Source organism: Streptomyces sp. 6N223, from assembly GCF_052246635.1.
Lineage (GTDB): Bacteria > Actinomycetota > Actinomycetes > Streptomycetales > Streptomycetaceae > Streptomyces.
Genome location: NZ_JBQQCA010000014.1, coordinates 53860 through 79282, shown reverse-complemented (window position 1 = coordinate 79282; position 25423 = coordinate 53860). Strand labels below are relative to the sequence as shown.

Here is a 25423-nt window from a genome sequence, read left to right as displayed (position 1 = left end):
GTCAGTTCCGTTCCGTCATCAGCGGGTTGGGCAACGGGTGGAGAAGGGTCATGCCACACCTCGCCGGGAGATCACGTCGCGGTACCAGGCGAACGACGCCTTCGGAGTGCGCTTGAGGGTGTCCGGGTCGACGTGGACGATGCCGTAGCGCTTGCTGAATCCGGCGTTCCATTCGTAGTTGTCCAGCAGGGACCACAGGTAGTAGCCGCGGACGTTCGCGCCCTCCCGCACCGCGCGCTCGATCCACTCCAGGAAGCCGCGGACGTAGCGGATGCGCTCCTGGTCGTCGATCGGGTCGGCGTCGTCGGCGTCGGCCGTGCCGTTCTCGGTGATGTACACCGGGCCCTGCCAGCCGTATTCGTCCCGCACCAGCCGGATCGCGTCGTAGGCGGCCCTCGGGTAGAACTCCAGGCCGTTGTCGAGGAAGTTCCCGCCGAGGCGGTTGCTGTCGCTCTCCCACCAGATCGGGTTGTCGTTCTCGGCGCTGACGACCACACGGGAGTAGACGTTGAGGCCGAGGAAGTCGACCGGGGAGGCGATCAGTTCGAGGTCGCCGTCGAGGACGTCGGGCATGGTGCCCTCGGGGGTGAGCCGCTCGACGATCCGCTCGCCGTATGCCCCTTTGAGGAGCGGGTTGAAGAAGAAGCGGAAGGAGTCGTCCTCGTCGCGGTCGGCGAGCGCCTGGTCGGCCGGATTGTCGGTGGCGGGATGCCGCTTCCAGATGTCCACCACGATCCCGATCTCGGCTCCGGGAGCGTCCCGCTCCCTGAAGGCGCGCACCGCCTCGCCGTGTGCCAGCAGCGCGTTGTGCATGGCCTGTTTGCCCAGGCGCGGGTCGGCGTGGCCGGGGGCGAACGTGCCCATGCCGTAGCCCACCCACATCGAGATCGGCTCGTTGAGCGTGGCCCACCGCGGCACCAGCCCCGCGAACTCCTCGAACACCAGGGCCGCGTAGTCGCGGAACCAGAGCGCGATGTCACGGTTGGCCCATCCGCCGCGGTCCTCAAGCGCCTGCGGCAGATCCCAGTGATAGAGGGTGGCGAGCGGGGAGATGCCGGCTTCGAGCAGTTCGTCGACGAGTCGGCGGTAGAAGTCCAGCCCGGCCCGGTTGACCCGGCCCGTGCCCTCGGGGAGGATCCGCGGCCAGCTCATCGAGAACCGATAGGAGCCGACGCCGAGCTCCCGCAGCAGTGCGATGTCCTCCCGGTAGCGGTGGTAGTGGTCGGCCGCCACATCAGCGGGGACGTCCCGGTACACCTTGCCGGGCGTGTGCCCGAAGGTGTCCCAGATCGAGGGGCCCTTGCCGTCCTCGTTCCAGGCGCCCTCGATCTGGAACGCGCTGGTGGCGGTGCCGAAGAGGAAGTCAGAGGGGAAGGCCATGTTTCTCCTTGCCGAATGGTCTGTACGCCCGGGGGCGGGTTGCCAAGGCGATCCGGTGGGACCGTCCGCCGGCGAGCACGCGGTCCGTGCCCACCGTCGGAGTCGAAGCCCAGCGACGTGACCCGGCGCTGACGAGACGACCCCGGGCTAGCTCTCGTACGCCTCCTGCATCTCCTCGAGCACGCCGTCGACGGTGTCGTCGCCGAGGAGAAGCGCCTGCACGCCCTGCTGCGCCACGTCGTTGACGCTGGGGTTCGGCCAGCTGGCGAGCTGGGCGGTCCTTCCCTCGGCGACGGCCTCGTTGAACTCCTCCAGCGTCGCGGGCGGGGTGAAGCTGTCGTTGGGAATCGCGGGGACGCTCGCGAAGCCCTCGGCGTACTGGTTGATGTGCTCGGGTTCCGCGAGCAGGTCGAGGAACGCCTCGGCGGCGGTCGGGTTCTTGGCCTCCGCATTGACCGAGAGCGTGTATCCCGGGAGGGCGGTGAAGTAGGTGTCGTCGGGGTTGTCGGTGGCCGGCAGAGCGGCGACGGTGAACTCGCTGTCGGGCGCCGCCTCCTGGATGGGCGCGAGGTTGGCGCCCACACTGACGAGGGCGAGTGCCGCTCCGGCGGCCACCTCGTTGTACGACTGGGCTGCCGACCGGCCGAGGACGCCCTCTCCGAAGCACCCGGCGTCGTTCATCTCCGCGTACTTCTCGAAAGCCACCCTCCACGGCGAGTCGGGGATGGTGGTCTGCCCTTCCTGGAGCTGCGTGGCGAAGTCGGGATTCGGCCCGTAGAGCAGGGTGCCCGTCAGGGCGAAGTAGAGCATCTGCGGCCCGCTGGGGTCATTGAGCGCCTGGGCGTAGGCGTAGGCGCCCGCATCCTTGGCGCTCTCGCACAGCTCCAGTACGTCGGTCCACGTCCTGGGAATCTCGAGCCCCAGCTCTTGCAGCCTGGTCTTGTTGTAGACTCCCCCCAATCCCTGCAGTGTCCCCGGGTAGGCGTACGTCCTCCCCTGGTACTCCATATCCTCCTGCAACGCCTGCGGGATGTCGGCCACCCACGGAGAATCCGACAGGTCGAGCAGGTAACCCTGAGATGCGAGAGACTCGATGGTCATCGTCTCTCCGCTCCCCGGAAAGGTGAGGAACACGTCCGGTGCCGTGCCGGCCTGGATCTGTGTCAACATGAGATTTTCCACGTCACCGCCGATGTAGTTGACGTCGACGGTCGTCCCGGGGTACTTCTGCTCGAACGCCTCGACCACCGGTTCGAGGGCGGTCTTGAATGTCGAGTCGTAGACGACGGTCAGGGTGCCGCCTACGCTGCCGTCCGAGGGGGCATTCGCGTCCGGGCCACTCGAACTCGTGGAACACGCGGTGAGAGTGAGACCGGCGGCCAGGAGGAATCCCACCGCCGTTCTTGCTGGAATCTTCATCGTTTTCTCCGTTGGATGTGCGGGTTTTCTCGAGGCTTTCGCTCGACGATGTCTCAGCCCTTGAGGCCGCCGGCGAATCCCTGGATCACGTAGCGCTGGAAGATGAGGAAGACAAGGAGGACCGGAATCATCGAGATGGTGAGCCCTGCGAAGATCAGCGGCCAGTCGGTCGCGTACAGGCCCACGAACTGGAAGAGTGCGACGGGAGCCGTCATCTGGTCACTGCCGAAGAGGTACAGCAGTGGGGTGAAGAAGTCGTTCCAGATACCCACGGCGTTGAGGATGACCACGGTGCCGAGGACGGGCCGAAGGAGGGGGACGACGACGTGGAGGAATGCGCGGATATCCCCGCAGCCGTCGATGCGAGCGGCCTCTTCGAACTCCTGGGGAACGCTGGACCTCAGGAACGTGGTCACCAGGAAGATCGAGAACGGCATCTGCAGTCCGGTGTAGAAGATGATCAGTGCCCACAGCGACCCGAGCAGTCCCAGATCCCGCATCATCAGGTAGAGCGGGAGGAATGCCACCTGGAAGGGCAGGAGCAGTCCCATGAGAAAGAAGTAGAAGGTGGCGTTCGACAGCCTGGCCATCGACCGCGCCAGCGGATAGGCCGCCATCGTGGAGAGCGCGACGATCGCGAGGCACGAGACCGCCGTGACCATCACGCTGTTGCCGAGGGCGGCGCCGAGATTCGACTCCGTCCATGCCTGGGTGAAGTTATCGGTTGTGGGGCTGGTCGTCGGCGCGAATGCCGACGACAGGTCGTCGACGGGCCGGACGGCGAGATTCACCAGGATGTAGACCGGCAGGGCGAAGAGCAGCCCGCTGCCGTAGGCGAAGACGTGGTTGATGGCACCACCCAGCCGACTGGACTTCATGCGTTGCGCTCCTGCCGGCGGAGAACCACGAACTGGAGGAGGGACAGGACCGCGACGCCGATGGCGAGTGTGACGGCCAGTGCGGCCGACTGGCCGTAGGCCCCGAGCGTCGAGAACTGCTTGTAGATCAACGTGGAGATCGTCTCGGTCTGGCCGGCGGGTCCTCCCTGCGTGGTGGCATAGATCTGGTCGAAGACCTTCAGGCCGCCGATCAGGCTCAGCATCAGGTTGATCGTGATGGCCGGCGCCAGCAGGGGACGGACCACATACCAGAAGCGCCGCATCGCGCCGGCCCCGTCGATGGCCGCGGCCTCCAGGATCTCTGCCGGCACCGACTGGAGTCCCGCGAGGTAGACCACCATCGATATGCCGACGAACTGCCAGCAGATGACGATGATCACGACGGTGAGTGCGGATCCCGGCTCGCCCAGCCAGGCACGCTGGAACCCGTCCAGCCCCACTGCTCCCAGGAAGTCGTTCGCGGCGCCGATCCCGGGCGGGGCGAAGATGTACTTGAACAGGTACCCGCACACCAGCGGTGACACGATGACCGGCGCGAAGATCAGGGTCCGCAGCATGTTCCGCCCGCGGAGCCGCGTGTTCAGAACGAGCGCCAGCAGGAGGCCCGCCATGTTCTGAATGACCATGGTCACGGCCGCGATGACCACCGTGCGCACCAGGGCGTCCCCCGACGTTCCGTCGAGGATGGTCCGGTAGTTGTCCAGCCCCACGAAGTCCCGGGATGTGGAGTACGCGCTCCAGTCGGTGAAGGACATGTAGATGCCCCGGGCGCTGGGAACCACGACCACGTAGAGGTAGAACACCAGGGCGGGAAGGACGAACCACCAAAGGCTCCGGCCGACGCTTCGACGCCTGGCCGGTATGCGGACCTCGGATTCCTGGCGACGCGTCCGGGATTTCAGGGCCGTCGTCGTCATCGGTTTCCTCCGCACGGCATGCGGTGCGTCCTGAATTCGGCGAGCACAGGTGGATGACCTGCATGCCGGTGTCCGGGACCTCGCTCTCGCCGACTCCGGGCCGGGCCCATGGTGAACCGCCTTTCGCGGGGCTTTCTGGGGACGTGTGGTGGTCAGTAGGTGGCACGGCCGCCGCTGATGTCGTAGACGGCGCCGGTGGAGAAGCTGACCTTGTCGGAGGCGAGCCACGCGACCAACTCGGCGACCTCCTCCGGCCGGCCGATCCTGCCCATCGGGATGAGATTCGTGATGTAGGCCAGCGTCTCGGGCTGGGTGGCGGCGTTCATCGGGGTATCGATCACGGCCGGGGCGATGGCGTTCACCAGCACTCCGCTGGTGGCCAGTTCCTTGCCCAGCGACTTGGTCAGCCCAATGACGGCGGCCTTCGCGGCCGAGTACGACGAGATATTCGGGTTTCCGTCCTTGCCGGCCATGCTGGCGATATTCACGACGCGTCCCCAGCCCCGCTCACGCATACCGGGGACGAAGGTGCGGCAGGTGTGAAAGACGCCGTGTACGTTCACGTCAAACGCCTTCCACCAGCCCTCCACGGGGATTTCCCAGAGAGGAGCGTTGGGCCCGACGATCCCGGCCGAGTTGACCAGGATGTCGATGGGGCCGGCCTCGTCGGCGGCCGCCTGGACGCCTGCCGGGTCGCTGACGTCACAGACGATGTCGGCCCCCTCGGCGATGTCGAGGGTGATGGCCCTGACGCCTTCCTGTTCCAGCCGGGCAGCGGTGGCCTTGCCCAGGCCGCTGGCGCCTCCGGTGATGAGCGCGGTGCGCGAAGGGATCATGGTGTCCGTTCCTGGGGGAGTCACTGGAATCTCGCGCGGCTGCTGGTCGCTGCTGGAGCCGACGGTGGGGCCTGCTTGCCGGGATTTCCGCGTCGAGCCGTCGGCCGCGAATCATGTCGCCGGGGGGTGCCTGGGTTCCCGGTCCGTTTCGCAGCGGTTCGGGCGCGACGGGCGCGCCTGAGCCGATGCGGGCATTGGCAGAGTGCCGGGTGTAGCTGGCGTGTCGCACCTCCATGTCACGGCCGAGTGCGAAGCGTCCGCCGTACCGGAGAGCGCTGCGACGCATCGTCACCACCCTCCCTACCCTGCATTCCAATTAATGGAATAGTGATCGATATCTTGGAACTTGTGGCGACACTAGCCAACCCTCGCCCAGACGGGAAGACGTGCGCGGGAACAAATTTCGTCTCTTGAAACGCAGGTCTAACCTTCGGATCGCATCCGGGCCGACCTCATGCCTGTCTGGCGCCGGACGGGGAAGCGCCGCGAGCCCTGGTTGACGGGCCCCGGTCGACGTCTCCAGGCGACGAGAGCCGGGACGAGATGCGGAGGAGACGACGAACCCATGAACACCGACCAGACCGACCTGAAGGTTCGGATGTGGGTCGCGTTCGCGGTAGCCCAACAGCTCACCCTCCCCGGCCGGAAGGTCTTCCGGCCGGGGAGGGTTCTTGGCTGCGCCCCAATCTGTTCACTGCGGCGCTGGTAGTCCCTACCTGTCCGGTAGCCACACAGCGACTCCCGGCAGGGGGTGGGTGGCTCACCACCTCCAGGCGATGTCCTCGCTGCCGGTGTGGTCGACCAGCGGCGCTGCGGGCACGAAGTTCGCCGCGTCGTCGGTACTGCCTGAGCCGTCGTAACGTGCGACCTGCGGATAGGGGAAGGCAGGGCGGGTGCGGACGACCGGCCCACCTTCCTGAGTCCCCTCGGCGCCGTAGCCGATCACGAGCCGGTCGGGCGCCACGCCGTTCTCGGTCCAGTCCACCACCCGTAGCAGGCCCTGTTCGATCAGATCGAGGCCATCGACGGGATAGACGCCGCCACGGCAATGCTGCATGCCGGGTACCAGGAACAGCCGGACGGTGTCGCCGGTCCGCGATCCGATCCGCTCGCGGACCTCGGCGAGGTAGTCGATCTGCTCCAGCGGCGCCACGCCGAGGTCAGCCCAGCCGTGGTAGACGAGCATCTTGCCGCCGGCGCGTCGGAAGTCGCGCAAGTCCGGCTCGGGATCGTAGAGCGGCAGCAGCTCGCGCAGCTCGGCCGGGTCACGGTTGTAGTCGAGGTCACGGAGGTTGAAGTCGCCGGGCGGGTTTTCCTGGAAGGCGGCGTGGCGGAGCCACTCCGCAGAAAACGCCGCCTGTCCACCGAGCCAGGAGGCGTCGGCGAGCTGCATCTCCGAGCCGGGCTCGACCCGCCCGGGGTAGAGGATCCGGCCTTTGCTGTTTCGCGGGAAGTCGTACAACTTCTCCACCGCGGCGAGTTCCTCGCCGGTGAGGCAACCGGCCGGATCCTCGCCGCTCGCGCAGGCCAGGCGGGCGAAATCGAAAGCGCAGTTGCGTGGGTCCTCGATCAGGCCGTCGGTCAGGTTGTCGGCACCATCACACGCCGCGAGAACCTGCCCATGCAGCCAGGCCGCCTTGGCCTGGCTGAAGATCAGCGAGCCGTCCGGGCGCAGGGCGTGCCGCGCGACCCAGTTGTTGAAAATGCTACCCAGGCGCTGGGGGTACGCCGGGTCACCGGAGACGATCCCGTCGAAGTCGTCGGGGTAGCGCGACGCCTCCATCTGGCCCTCACGGCCACCGGTGGAGCAGCCGCCGAAGTACGAGCGGTCGGCGCGCTGGCCGTAGTACAGCTCGATCAGTCGCTTGGCGACCACCGCGGTGACGTGGGTCGAGCGATACGCGAAGTCTTCGCGCAGCCCTGGGTCGCGCGCCCACAGGGCGCTCCAGCCCAGCCCCGTGAGGTCATGGCCCATGTTCTGCGCCGCCGTCGCGAAGTTGAGTCGCTGGGCGTCAGCGCAGCCATGGACCGGGACCTGGCCACAGAAGCCGCCGCAGCCGGTCTGGAAGTAGCGGCCATTCCATGTGCTCGTTGGCAGGTTGACCTCGAATCGAATGGCAGGCTCGATGTAGCCCACGACCCGGCAGTGCTCGGCGATGCTGTCCGAGGCCGCGACAACCTGGGCACTGCCCACCCACGCAGGGGCATCGTCGTCAAGTGCCAGGTTCTCCCTGGCGAGCTGGCCGCAGCTGCGAACGGGGGCGACGCCGATGGGCTCCGCGACCTGGGAGGCCAGCGTGGCGAGGTCGTCGGAACCGGTGACGCCGGCTGCATCGAGCACGGCCGGCGCTGTCTGCGCTGCACCGACCGACGACGCGGGCGTGCTGGGCAAGATGGCTGCCAGCACCGCCAGGGCGGCAGTGGCGCCGCGCAGGAACCGCATGGAGCGGCGACGAGTGCCGATGGTCTGGCCGGCTGTGGGATCGGAGGGGAGCGGCGCGGGCCGCCGCGACGACACAGTAGACAAGGAAGCCACCTCTCACGGGGCATCGGTGACGGCTGAATACTGTATTCAGTCGGCAGGCGTGTCAATAGTCTCGCTCTCCCGGCACGAAGGTCGATGTCGGTTCCCGCGGCGTCACGCGACGGCCCGTCCCTCAACGGCAAAGGGCATTACGGGCGAATCATCGCACCGATCAGCGACCGACACCGCTGACGAATCGAGGTTAAGCAGCAGATCAGCGACGCGGGACGCTAGATCAACGTTCGCACGCAAGAGAGAAATCTTGTCGGCAGCGATTGTCAGGCACTGGTCACATCGCTAGCCTCTGCAACGTTGCAATCCGGCTTCCTCTCACACCCTGCCCGCTCCGAGGCGGGCCCAACGAGCCGTATTCCCGTCAAAAGGAGACAACGATGACTTCTGACACGCCTGCACGAGAACGAAGACGGTATGCAGGAGGCCCCCGCACCGGCCGCGGGCGGCTGTCCTTGGCCGGGGCCGCGATGGCGGCCCTGACCATGCTCCTGAGTCTGGTCGGTGCCGCGCCGGCCAGCGCCGCTCCGGCTACGCTCGTCAGCGCGGCTTCCGGCCGCTGTCTGGACGTCGTCGGCAACAGCCAGACGCCCGGCACCGAGGTCGGCATCCACGACTGCAACGGCCAGGCCAACCAGCAGTGGGAGTTCGTGAGCGGCTCACTGCGCACGTTCGGCGGCACCCGCTGCCTGGACGCGGAGAACGGCGGCACCGCGGCCGGCACGCGGCTGGTCATCTGGAACTGCAACGGCCAGGCCAACCAGCGCTTCACCCTTCGCGGCGACGGAAGCATCCTGGGCGAACAGTCCGGCCTGTGTGTGGACGTGGCCGGCGGGGCAACCGCCAACGGCACCCGCGTCGCCCTGTGGAACTGCAACCTGCAGGCCAACCAACGGTGGACGGTCGGCGGTGGCGGCACGCCGGGCGACTGCACCGTATCGCCCGTCAATCCCGACGCCAGTCCTCAAGCCCGTGCGGTGCTGTGCTTCATCCGCAGCCAGTACGGCAACCACATCCTCTCCGGCCAGCAGGAATCCACGTGGATCGGCGGCCCGGAGTACGAGATGAACCACATCTACAACAACACCGGCAGATACCCCGCGATCCGCAGCCTGGACCGCGGCGACTCCCCGGACTTCGCCTCGCGGGCCATCGCCTGGTGGAACGCGGGCGGGATACCCATGGTCGGCTACCACATGGGCGCTCCCACCTTCCCCGACGGCTACGACGGCTCCCGCCAGCGGGTCGACATCAACCGGGTACTCACCCCCGGCACGGCCGAGTACCAGTCGTTCATCGGCCGTCTGGATGGCGTCTCGGCCCAGCTCCAGCAGTTGGAGAACGCCGGTGCGGCCGTGATCTGGCGGCCCTATCACGAGGCCGGTGGCACCTGGTTCTGGTGGAGCATGGAGGGCGGCAGCCAGTACAACCGGCTGTGGCGCTTCACCTACGACTACATGACCAACGTCAAGGGCCTGGACAACCTCATCTGGCTGCACGGCTTCAACGGCGAGCCCAACAGCGCCTTCTACCCCGGCAGCCAGTACGTGGACATCGGCGGCGCCGACACCTACGCCGGTGACGGCAACTACGACCCCCTGAAGGCGATGTTCGACCGGACGTACGCCATCGTCGGACCCTCCCGGCCGATCGCCCTGCACGAGAACGGCCCCATCCCCGATCCGGCTCGGCTGCAGTCCTCCGGGGCCAGGTGGGTGCTGTTCAACACCTGGCACGGCAACCACCTGACGGTGAGCAACTCCACCAGCCACCTGCGGTACGTCTACAACCATAGTTACGTCATCACCCGCGACGAGCTGCCCGACTTCGGCTGACATCCGGCCCGCCCGGGCCCGGCCACCGCTGAGGTGGCCGGGCCTTGGGCGCGGTTCAACACCGGCCTGGTCGGTCAGTCACGTCTGCTTGCGGCGGAGGATCGAGCGCTTCTCCTCTGACCTGGTAGCCGGGAGACAAGGAGCCGCCCTCTCCGCCCTCTCCGTCCGCCTGTGCCAGGAGCACCCAGTCCCGTCCGTCCGGCTTGCCGGGGAGCGCCAGTCTTCCGTCGACCGGCCGCGCCCGCTCGTGAGCGGTCGCATACGCTCCCGTCCGCGGGTCGAACCACCGCAGGGTGTAGGACGTGCTCCTGAGCAGCGACAGCATGGCCCGTCCCTCGCCGTTCCGGTATGTCTCTCCGAAGAACATCACCACCGTCTCCATCTCCGGGTCGGCCGTGACCTGCGGCGCGTACATGGTGTTGTTGAAGACATACGGCGAGCTGAAGCACTCGGGGAAGGGACGCAGCCGGTACCAGCCGACGTCCTCGTAGAAGCGGCGCAGGTGGCTCAGCTGGTCCGCTCCGGGGAGGTCGATCCCCTCGTACCACGGGAGATCGCCCCACATGCTCCTGCCCTCGTCGCGCTCCCATGCGGCGTTCCAGCAGCCCTGGGCACCGTAGGTGTAGCCGCAGCATCCCGACTGCATCGCCCGGTAGGCGACGTGCCGCACCATCGTGTCGGTGACGGGGCGGCGGCCGGCGAACTCCACGCTGAGAAGCCCTTCGTACATGCTCTCGCCCTCCACCAGTGGCGTCCCGGGGTGAGCGGCCAGATGGTCGCGGTAGTGGACGGCGCTCAGGTCGAAGTCGCCGTGTCCGTGCTGATGGAGCGTCAGCGTCAGCCAGTCCTCGCCCTGGTAGTAGGGCGCGATGGGTCGTTCGGCGGTGGCGTGGGCGGTGCGCGGCTGGTCGTAGCCGTCGGCGTCCCTGATCGCCAGCGCCACCTCCCGCCAGGCGTCGATCCGCTGCTCCCGGCGGTCGGGCTCATAGCCCGCCACCTCACCCCCGAGGGTCCACACCATGGGGTAGGAGCCGTAGCGGGCCACGATGTACCGCGCGAAACGCTTCACACCCGCCAGGTCGGCGTCCACGACGGCGTACCAGCCAAGACCCATGGCGTTGACCAGCCCGTGACCGGCGATATAGGCGATCCGTGGGTCGACGTTGGCCTGGAAGTAGCCGACGTCGATCTCCTCGAACGTCTCTCCTCCCAGCCAGTAGGGACTGGCGCCGGAGGACCAGTCGAACATCATCAGATTCGTCTGGTAGACGGTGAACCCCTGCCCGACGCGCCGGTCCACCATCCCCCGGAACTGGGAATCCCAGCGTGGCTTGTTGGCCTCGTCCCAGCGTTCCCGCGTGAAACGCCAGTGCGTGTCGCCGAGCCAGAAGAACGGGGTGTCGTCGGCATGGGACAGATACCTGCCGCCCGGCCCCCGCCGCAGGAAGCCACGGCGGTAGATCGAGTGGCCGTCCTCCGGGTCGTCAACGCATCGCAGCTCGCCGGCTGGGCTGTTGAGGCCGCCGTCGGACGCGTCGTCGGACGACAGCGCGTAGCGCCAGGTGCCCGGACGAGTCGGGGCGAAGCGCACCTTCCACGTGCGCCCGCCGTCCCAGAAGGCGGGCCGCCGTATCTGGATGCCGCCCGGACCCGTGAAGACGGCCTGGGCCTGGACATCGGTGTAGGGATTCGCATGGTCTGTGAGGCTCTCGAAGGAGAACTCAGCGGTTCTCCATGTCGCGACGGTTCGCATGCTCCCCGCCTCAGGCGCGCTCATCGTCCGGGTTTGTTTCGCGTTCATCGCGGCTCGTACGCCACGGACAGCACGCGGGCCTTCGCGGCCGTTGCACAGAGGGCGAGCATGCGGCCCGTGAAGCCGGAGGCGACTTCGGTGGAGAGGTATCTCCCGTCCAGGCGCGCGAGCTCAACGGGCCCGTCACCGTCGTCGACGGACAGGACCAGTTCGTCAGGCCCGGCATCGCCCAGCGGCATGCGTGCCGATCGGGGTGGCAGGCAGGCGATCCGGAGCGCCACCGTGGTCCCGACGACGGCGACCGCGTCGAGGTCCTGCTGGACGGCGCCGACCCGCACCGTCGCGCGGACCTGGCCGTCTTCCAACGTCAGCCCGCACCAGTGACGGTCGTCGAGCCGCAGGAGGAACCGCCCCGAGCCCTCGAAGGTCGCGTCGGCGGTCCAGGCGAGGTCACGGACGCGCGTGCACAGCAGACCGGGCCCGGTGGGGCCGTCGGGCAGGTGCCGCAGCTCCAGTCCACCCGCCGGATGCCGCGCACCGACGTTTTCGGGTTCGCCGCCCGGGACGACCCACCGGGCGTCGAGCCGGGCCGCCGAGAAGTCGTCGGTGAAGGCGGTGGCCGGTGGCGGCGGGTCGAAGCGCCCCTCGTCGAAGACCGGCCATCCGTCGGCCCAGTCCACGCCCGCGAGGAACGTCTCCCGGCCCAGGACGTGGAAGCCCGGGGTCGATCCGCGCGGGCGGGTACCGAGGTAGACGGCCGCCCACTCACTGTCCACGGTCCGCACGAGGTCGGCGTGGCCGACGTTCTGGACCGGGTGAATGGTGCTGCGGCGGGTGAAGACGGGGTTGAGGGGAAACGGTTCGAACGGCCCCCACGGAGCGCGGCCGCGTGCCACGGTGACGCAGTGGCCCCGCTCCGTCCCGCCCTCGGCCAGGAAGAGGTACCAGTAGTCGTCGATGTGGTAGAGGTGCGGCGCCTCCGCCGCGGGCAGGCCGCTTCCCTGCCACAGCGGGTAGGGCGAACCGAGCAGCTCGCCGGACGCGAGGTCGAGACGGGCCTGTTGTATCTCTCCCTCTTCGAAGGAGGCGCTCATCGCCTTCCAGGTCAGGTAGCACTGTCCGTCGTCGTCCCAGCAGAGGTCCGGGTCGATGCCTCGCGCGGCCCGGACGAACACCGGCTCGCTCCATGGCCCGGCCGGGTCGTCGGCGTGGACGAGGACCAGGCCGGAGGAGAAGTCGCTGACGTTCGTCGTCACGAACCAGAAGCGCCCGGCATGATGACGCAGCGTCGAGCCGTATATCCCGGACGAGGGCCGCGCCTCACCGCGGCGGAACTGGGTGCGCCGGTCGAGGATGTTGCCGATCTGGGACCAGGCCAGGAGATCGTGGCTGTGGAAGATCGGCGCGCCGGGGAAGTATTCGAAGCTGGAGTGCGCGAGGTAGTAGTCCGCTCCGACCCGGCAGATCGTCGGGTCGGGGTGGAACCCGGGCACGATGGGGTTCTCGGCGGCGCCGCCGCGCGACCGCCGCCGGGGGCGCGGCCCTCCCTCGTCAGCCGTCCCGGACGTCTCAGCCATGCTCGACCACCGCCTGGGACAGGAAGCTCCGCTCCGCGCTCGTGAGCACCCGGATCCGGCCCACCAGCTCGAACGATCCCGCCAGGCGGCGGTCGTCCGCGTCGAATCCCAGGAAGAACTCGACGTTCGCGGGCTCGACGGCGAAGTCGCGGGCGGCGTTGGTGTACCCGAGCTGTGCGGCCGCGAGATGGAAGGTGACCCCGCGGGACTCCCCGGGAGCGAGCTCGACGCGGCAGAACCCGGCGAGCTGCTGGGCCGGCCGGGTGACACCGGAGGTGTTGACGCGGACGTAGAGCTGGACGACGGTCGCGCCGTCGACGGCACCCGTGTTGCTGACCGTTGCCCCGATCCGGGCGACCCCGCCGGTGTCGATCTCCGCGTCACACGCCAGATCGGCGAGCGCGAAGTCCGCGTAGCTCAGGCCGTGCCCGAACGGGTACAGCGGCGTGGCCGCCATGTCGAGGTAATGCTGGGGAACGCCGGGCGGCAGCGGATTCCGGTACCCGGTGCCGGCCTTCTGGTGGTGATACACCGGGATCTGCCCGGAGTGGCGCGGGATGCTGTACGGCAGCTTCCCGCTCGGATTGACCCGGCCGAAGAGAACCTCCGCCACGGCCGCCGGGCCGAACGGGCCTCCGTAGGACGCCACCACGATCGCCGAGGCGTTCAGGACCACCTCGGGCAAGGCGTAGGCGCGGCCCTGGAAGAGCACGGCGATGACGGGTTTGCCGGTGGCGGCCACCGCCTCGGCCAGCCGGGTCTGCGCGGCCGGCAGCGAGATGTCCGCCGAGTCGCTGCCCTCACCCTCGGTGCGCTCTCCCTGGAAGAGCAGGCTCGCCCCGCCGAGGGCGAGCACGACGACGTCGGATCGCCGCGCCGCGTCCACCGCCCGCTCCACGGCGTCCGGCCCCATCGGCCGCGTCAGCGAGCTTCCCTGTTCGGCGAGGACGCCACGCGCGAACGCGGCGATCCCCTCCGCGAGCGTGCGGGCTCCGTACTGGGCGTGGACGTACTCCTCCTGGTCCACCTCGGGAATCAGCTCGGCGTTCCACGTGGCCATGCGGGGGTCGACCCCGACCATGTTGCCGAGCTCCCCCCGGGACATGGCGATGGTCATCTCCCGCCACCCCGGATAGCTGTAGGCGGGGAACTGGTGCCTGGCCGCCTCGGCGTGCGGCCCGACCACCGCGACGGTGAGCGCTCCGGGGGACAGGGGGAGGACTCCGTCGTTCGTGACCAGCACGACGGATCGCCGGGCCAGCCGCTGTGAGAGGTCCCTGCCTTCGGCCGCGACGGCGGTCACGTCGATGTGCTCCCGCGGATACGGGTTCTCGAAGAGACCGAGCTCGAACTTGGCCCGCAGCACGCGCCGGGCGCTCGTGTCGACGTGACGTTCGTCCACGGCACCTCGCTCGACCTCGCCGGCGAGCACCGCGCCGTAGCCGTACTCGCTGGGCAGCTCGACGTCCAGACCGGCGGCGATCGCCAGCCGCCCGGCCTCCCCAGGCGTGGCCGCCACGCGCTGACGGCCGGTCATGTGCTCGAGGGTCGTGTAGTCCGAGGCCACGAAGCCGTCGAACCCGAGGGTGTCGCGCAGCAGATCGGTGAGAACCTCCCTGGACGCGCCCACCGGTATGCCGTCGACGTCGCCGTAGGAGTTCATGACCGACCTGAGTCCGGCGATCTGGATCGCGGCCTCGAAGGGGTAGGCGACCATGTCCCGCGTCTGCCGCGCGGCCCCTTCGTACGCCGACAGGTTGATGCCGCCGGTGCTCAGGGCGTACCCGAGGAAGTGCTTGGCGGTGGCGATGACGCCCGCGGACAGGTCCGTGCCCTGAAGGCCGCGGGTGAAGGCGACGCTCAACGCCGCCGACAGGTACGGGTCCTCGCCGTAGGTCTCGTGGGTGCGGCCCCACCTCGGATCGAGGGCGACGTCCATCACCGGCGACAGCGCCTGCAGGAAGCCCACGCGGCGCATCTGGCGGCGGACGAGGTCCGTCATCTCCTCGACGAGCTCGGGGCTGAAGGTCGCGGCGAGCCCCGTACCGGTCGGAAACACCATGTGGCCGCCGACGACGAAGCCGTTGAGCGCCTCGGCGTGGACCAGCGCCGGAACGCCGAGCCTGGTGCGCGTCACCATCTGCCGCTGGATGCGGCCCACGAGGTCCGCGAGCTGCCGCGGGGAGTCCAGGTAGAGCCCGGCGACGTGACCGGGTGGGTGCTTGAGCGGCTCCTCGACGTCATCCGCGTCGGAGCCGTCTCCGTTGACCAGCGACCAGGGCAGGACGGAGGTGAGCTGGCCGCATTTCTCCTCAAGCGTCATCTCCTTCAGCAGGAGATCCGCCCGAACGTCGGCGGGCAGCCCGGAGTTGCGGTAGTCGTCATGGGACAGCGTCACGGTGCGTCTTCCTTATCGGTGTGTGATGACGCCGGACCGCATGAGTCGAGGCGGCCGGACTTGCGGGGTGTGGAGGGCGCGGAGGGCCGGATCTCAACGTCGTGTCTCGACCGGCTCCCCTCTGGCGCCGGGGGCGGAGGGCTGTTCCTCGCGCGCGAGCTCCAGGCGACGTGCTCGCCGCAGCCGCTGCTTCGCCGGGTCCGCCACCGGGGCGGCCATCTGGAGCCTGCGCGTATACGGGTGTCGCGGGTCCGCCGCGACGCCGTGCGCCTCACCGATCTCGACGACGCGCCCGTGGTAGAGGACGGCGATCCGGTCGCTCACGCTGTGGACCACGCCGAGGTCGTGACTGATGAACAGGTACGCGACGCCCGTCTCGCGCTGGATCTCCTCGAGAAGCGTGAGCACGCGGGCCTGGGTGGTCACGTCCAGGGAGCTTGTGGGTTCGTCGCAGATGATCACCGACGGGTCGAGCGCGAGCGCCCGCGCGATCGCGATCCGCTGTCGTTGCCCGCCCGAGAACTCCCTGGCGTAGCGCGCGCCGGCGTCGGCCGGCAGGCCGACGGCGTCCAGCAGCTCCCGCACCCGCGCCCGCCCGCCGGAAGACCTGGCCGCGGCCAGGGGCTCGACCAGGATGTCCTCGATCCTCATCGAGGGGTTCAGCGAGGAGTACGGGTCCTGGAACACCACCTGGATGTCGCGTGCGACCTTGCGTCGCCTGGCGCGTGGGATGTTGCTGATGATCTCCCCGCGGAAGGTGATCGAGCCCGCCGTCACGGGCGCGAGCCCAAGGATCGCGCGGCCGATGGTGGTCTTTCCCGACCCGGACTCGCCGACGAGGCTGAGGGTCTCGCCGGGGGCGAGGTCGAAGGAGACGTCATCGATCACCGTGACGGGGTCGCGGCGGCCGCCGTAGCGGACGACGAGGTTCTCGACGCGCAGCACTGGTTCCGCCACCTCTCACACCTCCGCGAGTTCGACACGGCGGGATGCCGACAGCAGCTCGCGCGTGTAGTCGTGGGCCGGCGAGGCGAAGAGCGCGTCCACGTCGCTCCGCTCGACGATGTGCCCGTCCTTCATCACGCTCACCGCGTCACAGATGTCCGCGACAACGCCGAGGTTGTGCGTGACCAGGATCATCGCGAGCCCGCGCTCGTCGCGGAGCTCCCGGAGCAGTTCGAGCACCTCGGCCTGGACGGTGACATCCAGGGCGGTGGTCGGCTCGTCCGCGACGATGAGGCCGGGGTTGGAGGCCACGGCGCCGCAGATGAGTACGCGCTGTGCCATCCCGCCGGAGATCTGGTGCGGGTAGAGCCGGAACACGCGCTCGGGATCGTCGATGCCCACGCGCGCCAGCAGACCCAGCAGCTCGCGTTCGGCATCGGATCTGTTCATCTTCCGGGCGGCGCGAAGGCCATACACGAGCTGTGCCCCGACGGTGAACGCCGGGTCGAGGTTCGACATGGGCTCCTGCGGGACGTACGCGATCCGCCGGCCGCGAGCGTGCCGCAGGGCATCGTCGTCGCCCAGCAATTCCGTGCCGTCCAGGCGGATGCTCCCGCCCAGGACGACCGCCTGACGCGGCAGGATCCCGAGCGTCGAGAAGGCCATCTGCGACTTCCCGGAGCCCGATTCGCCGACCAGCCCGTGGATCTCCCCGCGGCGCACGTCGAGGTCGACTCCGTGCACGACCTCGCGCACGCGCTGCTCGTTCCCCGGATAGCCGACACGAAGGCCGCGGATCGACAGGATCACGTCCGGCGCGACCTTCGCCGCGACCTCCGGCGCGGCGTCGGCGCGCGCCTTCCGGGCCTCGCGGAGGAGTTCCCGGCGCCGCGCGGGCTTGAGGTCCCTGCTCTGTGCCGCCGACTGAAGCACGTCCCGCAGGACGTTGCCGAGCAGGACGAGAGCCATGATGGTGAGGCTGATGAGGAGCGCCGGCCAGATCATGCCGGGGCGGTTGTTGTAGAGGTTGTCGAAGGAGTTCTGCAGGACCGTTCCCCACGAGGGCTGGGCCGGGTCGCCCAGCCCGAGGAACTCCACCCCGGCCTGGATGCCGATGCCGGCGGCCAGGATGAAGGACGTCTGGATGATGACCGGCGCCCGCACCGCCCACAGCACGTGCTTGGCGATGATGCGCGCGTCGGACAGTCCGACAACCTTGGCCGCGTCGACGTACAGCTCATTGCGAACGCCGACCACGATGGACCGGACGAGACGGAAGTACGTGGGTGCGATCAGCAGCCCGAACACGGCCATCGCCGCGATGATGTTCGGTCCGGTGAGGGCGTAGAGCGAGATGAGCAGGACGATGCCGGGCAGCGACATGACGGCGTCCGACAGGAAATTGACGACCGCGTCGATCCTGCCTCGGTAGAAGCCGGCGACGAGGCCGCTGGTCAGGCCGACCGAGAGCGATACGGCCAGGACGATCAGGCACCCGAGCAGCGTCGGGCGGGTTCCCCACATCAGCCGCGAGAGGATGTCTCTTCCGGTCGCGTCCGCCCCGAGAAGGTGCCCTTCGCTGAAGGGGCCCGCGTTCACCGCGGCCAGGTCCGTGGCGTTCGGATCGACGGGAGCCAGCCAGGGGCTGGAAAGCCCGAAGGCCGCCACGAGTACGAGGAAGCCCAGGCAGATCGCCCCGGTCGGATGTCTGAGGAGCCGCCGGAGGCTGGAGCGCCGCACCGGGAGCGCGTCCGGAATCGAGAGCGTTGTCATCTGACCCTCGCCTTCGGATCGATGAGAGCGTTGGCCAGATCGGCCAGGAGATTGACGCAGAGGACGACGATGATCGCCACGATGACGGCGCCCATCACCATGGGGACGTCACCCTGCTGTGCCGACAGGTTGGCCAGCTGGCCCATGCCGGGCAGGGCGAAGACCTGCTCCACGAAGATCGCCCCGCCGAAGAGGGCCAGCGTCTGAAGGCTGAGAACGGTGAGGCCCGGGCCGGCGGCGTTGCGCAGCACGTGCCGGAACACGACGCGGGACTCGGGGATGCCGCGGGCGCGGAGCGTGCGCACGAAGTCCTGCGAGAGAGTGTCCAGCACGGCCCCCCGGAACTGCGTCGCCGCCTTCGCCACCGAACCGATGAGAAGGGCCAGCAGGGGGAGTGTCACGGAGGTCAGCCAGTCGCTCACGCCGTCCTCCGGCGGCACGTAGCCGGTCGCCGGGAAGATCCGGTAGGAGACGGCGAACAGGGACACGAGACCGATCGACACGATGAACGCCGGGACGCTCTCGCCGACCACGGCGACGAACTGGGCGACCCGGTCGAGCCATCCGCCGTAGACCGCGGCCGCCACTCCGAGCAGCACACTGATCACCAGAGTGAGCGAGAGGGTCAGAACCACCAGCGTGAGGGTCACCGGCACCCGCGTCGACAGGGCCTCCGTCACGGGCTGCCCCGTGAAGAAGGACCTCCCGAGGTCACCGGTGACCGCATGCCCGAGCCAGTCGCCGTACTGGACGAGCAGTGGCCGGTCGAGTCCCAGCCGGGCGACCTCACGCCGGACGTCGGCCTCGGTGGCGGACTCGCCCAGGATCGCCCGTGCGATCCCGGGTCCGTTTCCGAACATCAGGCAGAAGGTGGCGAAGCTGACCACGAGCAGCACGCCCAGCGCTCGCAGAAGCTTCAAGAGCAGGGACCACACCATCGCGGGCAACTCCTCCTCGACCGGCCGCGGCTACTTGAAGTCCCGCAGCAGTGGGTGCAGTCCCGCGTAGTCCGACATCGTGGGGATCTCGAGGTCCGGGCTGTGGGCGTAGAAGCCGTCGGGGTACGCCATCGGCACGAACCACGCCTGGTCGATGACGTGCCGGTTGATGTCCTGCTGAGCCGCCACACGCTCCTCGTCCGTGCCGTTGAGAATGCTCTGCCACAGGTCCTCGATCGTGGGGTCCGGCTGGTGCATGACGTTCCAGATGCCGTCCTGAAGCACGTAGTCCTGGATGTCCTGCAGGGATTCGCCGTAGTTCCCCAGCTGCCACAAGGGCACGGGGTAGTCGCCGCTCAGCAGCTCCTGGATGGCGCTGGGGCCGCTGAGTGTCTCCTGCTTCACGTTGATGTTGAGAAGGCCGAGCTGATCGGTCACATAGGGGATGAGGAGGTCGAGGTTCTGCCCCTCCATGAACGGGATCTTCAGCGTGAACCCGTCGGCGTAGCCCGCCTCGGCCATCAGCTCCCGGGCCGCTTCCACGTCGTACGGGTACGGGTCGTCGAGGCCGTCGATGTAGGCGTCGCTGTCAGGGCGGAAGATCTGGTAGGCGGGATCGGCGTAGCCCCGGTAGAGCTGCTCGGCGATGGCGTCCCGGTCGAAGACCATGTTCATCGCCCGGCGAACCCTCACATCGCCGAGCGCGGGGATGGCCTCTCCGAGGTGGTCCGTCAGCAGAAGGCGCGTGGTGACGCCGCGCAGCGTCTTGACCTCGAGCCCGGACCCCTGGGCCTCGTCGACGGTGGCCTGGGACACGATGGTCCCGTCGATCTGTCCCGTCTTCAGGGCGTTCAGTGCCGCGGTCTCGCTCTCCAGGACCCTCATGACCAGCCGCTCGTACGGGAAGTTCTCGGCGTCCCAGTAGTCCTCGTTCTTGATGAACGTGTACACCGAGCCGCGCGTGGTCGCGGATGCGTCGAGGGTGTACGGGCCGGACCCGATGGGCTTGTCGTCCAGCTCCCCCGCGGCAATCTGCTCCGACGGGGAGATGCGGGGCTCACACAGCTTCAGGGAGAGCGCGGGCTGCGGTGCCGGCCAGGTGATCGTCACCGTCAGGTCGTCCGGTGTCTCGATCTCGATGCCGGCGAACCGCCCGTTCTTCGATGCCGCGTGTTCGAAGCTCGCCTTGACGTCCCCGGAGTCGACGGCCGAGCCGTCCGAGAAGGTCACGCCTGGCCGGAGGTGGGCCGTCACGGAGCTGGTGTCTTCGCTGAACGTCCACTCCCTGGCCAGCCCCGGCTGAGGGGCGCCGGTCTCATCGCACCTGAGGAGTGTGTCCTTGACCGCTTCGACCGCCCACCCCTGATAGGCGGGCTGGTCGTCCCAGCCGACGATGTCGGCGGTCATCCCGAGCGTGAGAACCGACGTGCCGGAACTGCCGGAACCTGTGCTCGAAGCGCCGCCGCAGCCGGCGGTGGCGAGCGTCAGCAGGGCGATCGGGACTGCCAGTCCTCGCAGGACACGTCGTTGTGTGCCGAACATTCTTGCTCCTTTGGGATGTATGCGGCGCTTCTCCGGGCGCTTCCCCGGCCGCCCGGCTCCTCGCCGCAAAGTCGTCTTCCCTGGGCCGCCACATGGGCCGTCCCCTGCGCGGTGCAGCGACAGTAGGCCTGTTAGTGAATCGTGTCAACGGTGTAAGACACGTGTCACTAATGAATCGAGTGACCTGCATCTCGACGCGGCTGCGACGCTGGCAGAATCGGCGCCTGGCGTGACAGAGTCGTCCGCATGACCACGGACCGTTCAACCGCGGCGCCCCGTCAGGACCGGGCCCGCAGGGTGACCAGCGTCGACGTCGCGCGCGAAGCCGGCGTGTCACGGACGACCGTCAGCTACGTCCTGAACAACAAGGAGGGGCTCTCGATCCCGGAGGCGACACGGGATCGGGTGCGCGCGGCCGCGGCCCGGCTCGGTTACGCGCCCTCCGCCGCGGCGCGCGCACTGCGCACCGGCCGCAGCGACGTCGTCCTCGTACTGCTGCCCCATCGCGTCGTCAGCGCGGTCACCGAGTCATTCCTCGACACCCTGACCCAACTGCTCACCGCCAACGGCCTCACCCTCCTCGTGTACCACGGCCAGGGTCACGAACGGCCAGGCGACGTCTGGCGGGCTGTCAACCCACGCGCCGTCATCAGCGACACCCCGTACTCCCCCGGCGAAGAGCGCGAACTCCGCCAGTGGGGCATCCAGGCGCTGACGACCCTCCGCAGCCATGAGGCGTCGTCGACGAATGACCAGGCATCGACGCAGGAGTCCATCGGACGCCTTCAAGTGCACTACCTGACAGACGTCGGACACACGTCGATCGCCTACGCCACCACCGGCGACATGGAGCAACTGAGCGAGTACGCCAACCCGCGACTGGCCGGCGCCCGCCGGGAATGCGCCGCCAGAGGCATCGCCGAGCCCGTCGTCGCGGCCGTGGACCTCGACGTCGACGCCGCCCGATCCACACTCGCCACCTGGCGCTCCCTCGCTCCACCCGTCACCGCCATCGCCGCCTACAACGACGAAGTCGCCATCGCGCTGCTCACCGCGGCACACCTCGAAGGCATCCGCGTTCCGCGGGATCTCGCCATCATCGGAGTGGACAACATCCGCGTCGGACGCCTCGTCCACCCACCACTGACCACCATCCAACTGGCCGAACAAGATGAAGCTCGCTACCTCGCCGACCGCATCCTCAACCCCACCGCCACCCACGACCGCCCCACCGAAATCCTGAGCGTCCTGCCACGAGGAACAACCTGACACCGTCCCGCAACGACGGTAACGGTCCTCCGGACGGCATGCCGGCCGGTCGGCTGTTCGGATGTGGTGCTGGATGGGGTCATCGTCCTCGCTCCTGCGACGCGTGATCAGGTGCCCTTGGATCAGGGCGTCTGCTTGTCCCGGTTGCGCATGCGCTGCTCGGACTCCACGACCCGCGTCAGCTCTGCGACGACGTTCTGCGCCTTTGTGAGGGGCACGGCCGCGATGCCGTCCGAGTCGGCCACGACGATGTCACCCGGGTTGACGACGACACCGCCGATGGCGACCGGCAGACCCACAGCCCCGGGCCCGTTCTTCCACGGCCCCGCAGGCGTGACCGAGCGCGACCATACGGGGAAGCCCTGCTGGCGGATCTCGTCCTGGTCCCTCACCGCCCCGTCGACGATCGCGCCGACGGCCCCCCGGGACGAGAAGTACTGGGCGAGGATGTCGCCCATGACGGCTCGACCCGCGTACCCGAAGGCGTTGATGACGAGGAGGTCGCCGGGCCGGATGTGCGGGACGGCATCGATCACGGCCAGGTCGTCTCCGGCGACCGTCAGGACGGTCAGTGCGCTGCCCACGGAGCGGCAGCCGTCCCAGAGGGGGGTGATGCCACCGTCCGGCATGCCAAGGCGCCCGAGTGCGTCACCGATGTTCGCGACCGAGTGCTTCTGGAACTCCTCCAGCAGACGCCTGCCGGGACGCTGCCACTCAGGACCGACCTCTATGTTCGCCGAGCCTTCCGGGGCCGTCGCATAACCATGTACGGACGGTGCGTCTGCCATCTGTGCCGTTCTCCTGTCATGTGAGGAACTGGGTCTCCGTGCCGCGGGATCGGATGAGGATCCGAGCGGCGGATCTCTCCTGTGTCAGACCGTCTGGATGCCGGGCCGATCGGCGTCCTGTGCCTGGACGGCATCGATCCCGAGCGAGGTGTCCGGGAGCCCGTGAGCCCGGGCGGTCAAGGTGATCCGGCCCGTTTCCCCGGTGGCCCGGATGATGGCCAGGGCTCGGCCCTTGAACGACGTGGTGGAGCTGTCGAGGAAGCTCTCCTCGGTGGACGGGGCTCCGGAACCGAATCCTTGGAGGACGGCGGGACCGTCGACCTCGATGGTGATCTTCGTGTCCCGGTTCGGGTTGATCACGCCGTTCGCGTCGACGAGGCGGACGTCGATGTGGGCCAGCCGCTGCGGATCGGCGGAGAGCGCGCTTCGGTCCGTCTCCAGCCTCAGGCGTGCGGGTTCGCCGGCGCTGTGGAGTGCCGAGCGCCCCACCTCCGCTCCCTCGCGGTACGCGACGACCTCCAGGACGCCTGGCTCATAGGGCACGTCGGCCTCGGCGACGAAGCTCCGCTCGGTACCGACGGGCACGGTCGCGACGGTGGTGCCGTTGAGCCGGAACTCGACATCCTCGGCCACGGCGTAGGCCTCCACGTGGAGCGGTGAGCCGGTGGGGAGGTCGAAGGTCCAGCTGGGCGAGACGTCGGTCCAGGTCCACGCCTTGGGCTTGATGAAGTATCCGTCGTCGCGAGGGCGTCGCACCGCGAGGTAGGGCGTCTGCGTGAGCCCGTAGACGATCTCGCGGTAGTACGAGATCGGCTGGCGCTGTCCGGTGATGTCGATGTCCCCGCACTCGGCGGTGAGCCAGGGGTAGGGGGCGCGGTGCTCCTGCTGGTCCTCGGGATAGACGTGCCGTCCGGTCCCGACCTCGCCGAGGAACTCCCACGCGGTCCAGGTGAAGTCGCCGATGACATGGGAGTTCTCGGTGACGAGCTGCCAGAGCTGGTCGATCTTCGTCGGGAACGTCTCCGAGCCCACGACCACACGGTTGGGAAACGCCTCCTTGTCCAGCACGTACCGGCTCTCGCCGTAGTTGAGTCCCACGACGTCGAGGACGGAGGCGGGCTCGGCCAGCCGCTCGCCGACGACCGGCGAGGCCATGAGGGCGTCGAGCAGATGCACGGCCTGGCCCAGGTAGTCGTTCAGCCCTCGTGGAGCGGTGTCCAGCCGCAGCTCGGCCTTCAGGGCGGGGATCTTGTCACGGGCGATGTACATGCCCTGGAGGGCGTGGGTGACCAGGCGCGTGGGGTCCACCGCGCGCACCCGTTCGGCGAGGCGGCGGCCCCAGCGGGCACCGTGCGGGGTTCCGGCTTCGATGATCTCGTTGCCGATGGAGTACATGATCACGCTGGGGTGGTTGACGTCCTTCGCCACGGCCGCGTCGACGTCGCGTTCCCACCACTGCGGGAATCTCCGCGAGTAGTCGTCACCGGACTTCGCGACCGTCCAGACGTCGAACAGCTCGTCCATGACGAGCATGCCGAGGCGGTCACAGGCATCGAGCATGGCGACACTCATCGGGTTGTGTGCGGAGCGCACGGCGTTGAAGCCCGCGGCCTTGAGCATCCGCACCCGCCGTTCGGCGGCGTCGGCGAAGTCCGCGGCGCCGAGGATTCCGTTGTCGTGGTGGACCGCACCGCCGCGGAGCTTGATGGTCTCGCCGTTGATCCGCAGGCCGCGGATCGGGTCGGCGGTGACGGTACGGATACCGAAGTGCGTGGACGCCTCGTCGAGCGGGCCGCTGTTGCCGCCGTGGTCGCGGAGGCACACGGATGCGTGATAGAGGTGCGGTGTCTCGACGCTCCACAGCGACGGCTGCCGGACGTACGCCCGCTGATGGGTGGTGATCGTGTCGCCGGCCAGGAGCGTGACCCGGGACCGGTCGGATGATGCCACGACCGCGCCCGTGGCGTCCCGGATCTCGAGACGCACCTCGACCACGCGCGTGGAGACGTCCTCGTTGACGATCTCGGTCGACGCCACCACCGTGGCGAGCTCGGCGTCGACGTCCGGTGTGGTCACGCGCAGGCCGGTCGGCGTGACATGGACGAACTCACCGACGAGGAGGTTGACCGGACGGTGGATGCCGCCTCCCGAGTACCAGCGACAGTCCTCGTGCGCCTGGGCGTCCACCCGGACCGTGTTGACCCGGCCGTACTCCAGGAAGGGGTCCGCGCTGACGTGGAAGCGGGAGTATCCGTTGGCCCACTGGCCGGCGAGAGCGCCATTGATGTAGACCATGGCGTCGCGGTAGACGCCCTCGAACTCGAACGTGACGCGCTTCGTCGCCCATGCCGCCGGAACGTCGAACTGCTTCTCATAGGTCCACTTCCCGTCGCGGAAGTAGGCGGTCTGAGGTCCGCCGGAGTTCTCGGCGGAGCGCCCTCCCGTCAGCATGGCGTCGTGCGGCAGGGTGACCTCTTCCTCCCCGGCGCCGGCGACCACGATGGCCTCGTGGACGGACACCAGAGGGCCGACGCGCCAGGTGTCGTTGAACGGAATGCGGATCATGCGACTTCCTTGCTTGGTGATGGCGTGCCGGGCGATCGCAGCAGGGCCGGCGG

The 25423-nt window shown here is 68.6% G+C and carries 17 protein-coding genes; 2 read left to right on the top strand and 15 right to left on the bottom strand.

All coding sequences use genetic code 11. The annotated features are described in order from the left end of the window. Positions 1-48 precede the first annotated feature (48 nt). The 6 genes from ACTWQH_RS11740 to ACTWQH_RS11715 all read right to left on the bottom strand — a co-directional run bounded on the left by ACTWQH_RS11740 (position 49) and on the right by ACTWQH_RS11715 (position 7969). The gene (locus tag ACTWQH_RS11740) at positions 49-1380 is read right to left on the bottom strand and encodes a GH1 family beta-glucosidase (RefSeq protein WP_443286390.1); all 1332 of its coding nucleotides are present in this window, start codon (positions 1378-1380) and stop codon (positions 49-51) included. 147 nt (positions 1381-1527) lie between these two features. Then, positions 1528-2799, bottom strand: coding sequence for an ABC transporter substrate-binding protein (locus tag ACTWQH_RS11735; protein ID WP_443286389.1), 1272 nt, complete (start codon positions 2797-2799; stop codon positions 1528-1530). A 53-nt stretch (positions 2800-2852) separates the two neighbouring features. Then, positions 2853-3677 (bottom strand): carbohydrate ABC transporter permease, encoded by an 825-nt coding sequence (locus tag ACTWQH_RS11730; protein WP_443286388.1) that lies wholly within the window; start codon positions 3675-3677, stop codon positions 2853-2855. Further along, the gene (locus ACTWQH_RS11725; RefSeq protein WP_443286387.1) at positions 3674-4501 is read right to left on the bottom strand and encodes a carbohydrate ABC transporter permease; all 828 of its coding nucleotides are present in this window, start codon (positions 4499-4501) and stop codon (positions 3674-3676) included. Before ACTWQH_RS11725 ends, ACTWQH_RS11730 begins: the two co-directional genes overlap by 4 nt. 266 nt (positions 4502-4767) lie before the next feature. Next, the gene (locus ACTWQH_RS11720) at positions 4768-5451 is read right to left on the bottom strand and encodes an SDR family NAD(P)-dependent oxidoreductase (protein ID WP_443286386.1); all 684 of its coding nucleotides are present in this window, start codon (positions 5449-5451) and stop codon (positions 4768-4770) included. A gap of 760 nt (positions 5452-6211) precedes the next feature. After that, a complete protein-coding gene (locus ACTWQH_RS11715) occupies positions 6212-7969 on the bottom strand; it encodes a tannase/feruloyl esterase family alpha/beta hydrolase (RefSeq protein WP_443286420.1) in 1758 nt (585 codons plus the stop codon). A 503-nt stretch (positions 7970-8472) separates the two neighbouring features. Between ACTWQH_RS11715 and ACTWQH_RS11710 the strand changes: the two genes are divergently transcribed. Beyond that, positions 8473-9822 (top strand): glycosyl hydrolase, encoded by a 1350-nt coding sequence (locus ACTWQH_RS11710; protein ID WP_443286385.1) that lies wholly within the window; start codon positions 8473-8475, stop codon positions 9820-9822. A 55-nt stretch (positions 9823-9877) separates the two neighbouring features. Here ACTWQH_RS11710 and ACTWQH_RS11705 read toward each other — a convergent pair whose 3' ends face one another. From ACTWQH_RS11705 to ACTWQH_RS11675, 7 genes are all read right to left on the bottom strand, one after another. Then, entirely contained in the window at positions 9878-11575 is a 1698-nt protein-coding gene (locus ACTWQH_RS11705) for an apiosidase-like domain-containing protein (protein ID WP_443286384.1), read from the bottom strand. A gap of 44 nt (positions 11576-11619) precedes the next feature. Next, positions 11620-13152: a family 43 glycosylhydrolase gene (locus ACTWQH_RS11700; protein WP_443286383.1), complete on the bottom strand. Its 1533-nt coding sequence runs from the start codon at positions 13150-13152 to the stop codon at positions 11620-11622. After that, the gene (locus ACTWQH_RS11695; protein WP_443286382.1) at positions 13145-15550 is read right to left on the bottom strand and encodes a glycoside hydrolase family 3 N-terminal domain-containing protein; all 2406 of its coding nucleotides are present in this window, start codon (positions 15548-15550) and stop codon (positions 13145-13147) included. Before ACTWQH_RS11695 ends, ACTWQH_RS11700 begins: the two co-directional genes overlap by 8 nt. 93 nt (positions 15551-15643) lie before the next feature. Continuing rightward, positions 15644-16507, bottom strand: a complete 864-nt coding sequence (locus ACTWQH_RS11690; protein ID WP_443286381.1) for an ATP-binding cassette domain-containing protein — start codon at positions 16505-16507, stop codon at positions 15644-15646. Positions 16508-16510: 3 nt separating this feature from the next. Then, the gene (locus tag ACTWQH_RS11685) at positions 16511-18268 is read right to left on the bottom strand and encodes a dipeptide/oligopeptide/nickel ABC transporter permease/ATP-binding protein (RefSeq protein ID WP_443286380.1); all 1758 of its coding nucleotides are present in this window, start codon (positions 18266-18268) and stop codon (positions 16511-16513) included. Further along, positions 18265-19188, bottom strand: a complete 924-nt coding sequence (locus ACTWQH_RS11680) for an ABC transporter permease (protein WP_443286379.1) — start codon at positions 19186-19188, stop codon at positions 18265-18267. Before ACTWQH_RS11680 ends, ACTWQH_RS11685 begins: the two co-directional genes overlap by 4 nt. Before the next feature lie 48 nt (positions 19189-19236). Further along, positions 19237-20748: an ABC transporter substrate-binding protein gene (locus tag ACTWQH_RS11675; RefSeq protein ID WP_443286378.1), complete on the bottom strand. Its 1512-nt coding sequence runs from the start codon at positions 20746-20748 to the stop codon at positions 19237-19239. Between the two features lie 297 nt (positions 20749-21045). Here ACTWQH_RS11675 and ACTWQH_RS11670 point away from each other — a divergent pair, with 297 nt between their 5' ends. Further along, the gene (locus ACTWQH_RS11670; RefSeq protein WP_443286377.1) at positions 21046-22017 is read left to right on the top strand and encodes a LacI family DNA-binding transcriptional regulator; all 972 of its coding nucleotides are present in this window, start codon (positions 21046-21048) and stop codon (positions 22015-22017) included. A 122-nt stretch (positions 22018-22139) separates the two neighbouring features. On the opposite strand, the gene ACTWQH_RS11665 is transcribed toward ACTWQH_RS11670, so the two are convergent. Next, the gene (locus ACTWQH_RS11665; RefSeq protein ID WP_443286376.1) at positions 22140-22805 is read right to left on the bottom strand and encodes an RraA family protein; all 666 of its coding nucleotides are present in this window, start codon (positions 22803-22805) and stop codon (positions 22140-22142) included. Between the two features lie 84 nt (positions 22806-22889). Then, positions 22890-25370, bottom strand: a complete 2481-nt coding sequence (locus tag ACTWQH_RS11660; RefSeq protein WP_443286375.1) for a glycoside hydrolase family 2 TIM barrel-domain containing protein — start codon at positions 25368-25370, stop codon at positions 22890-22892. Positions 25371-25423 lie beyond the last annotated feature (53 nt).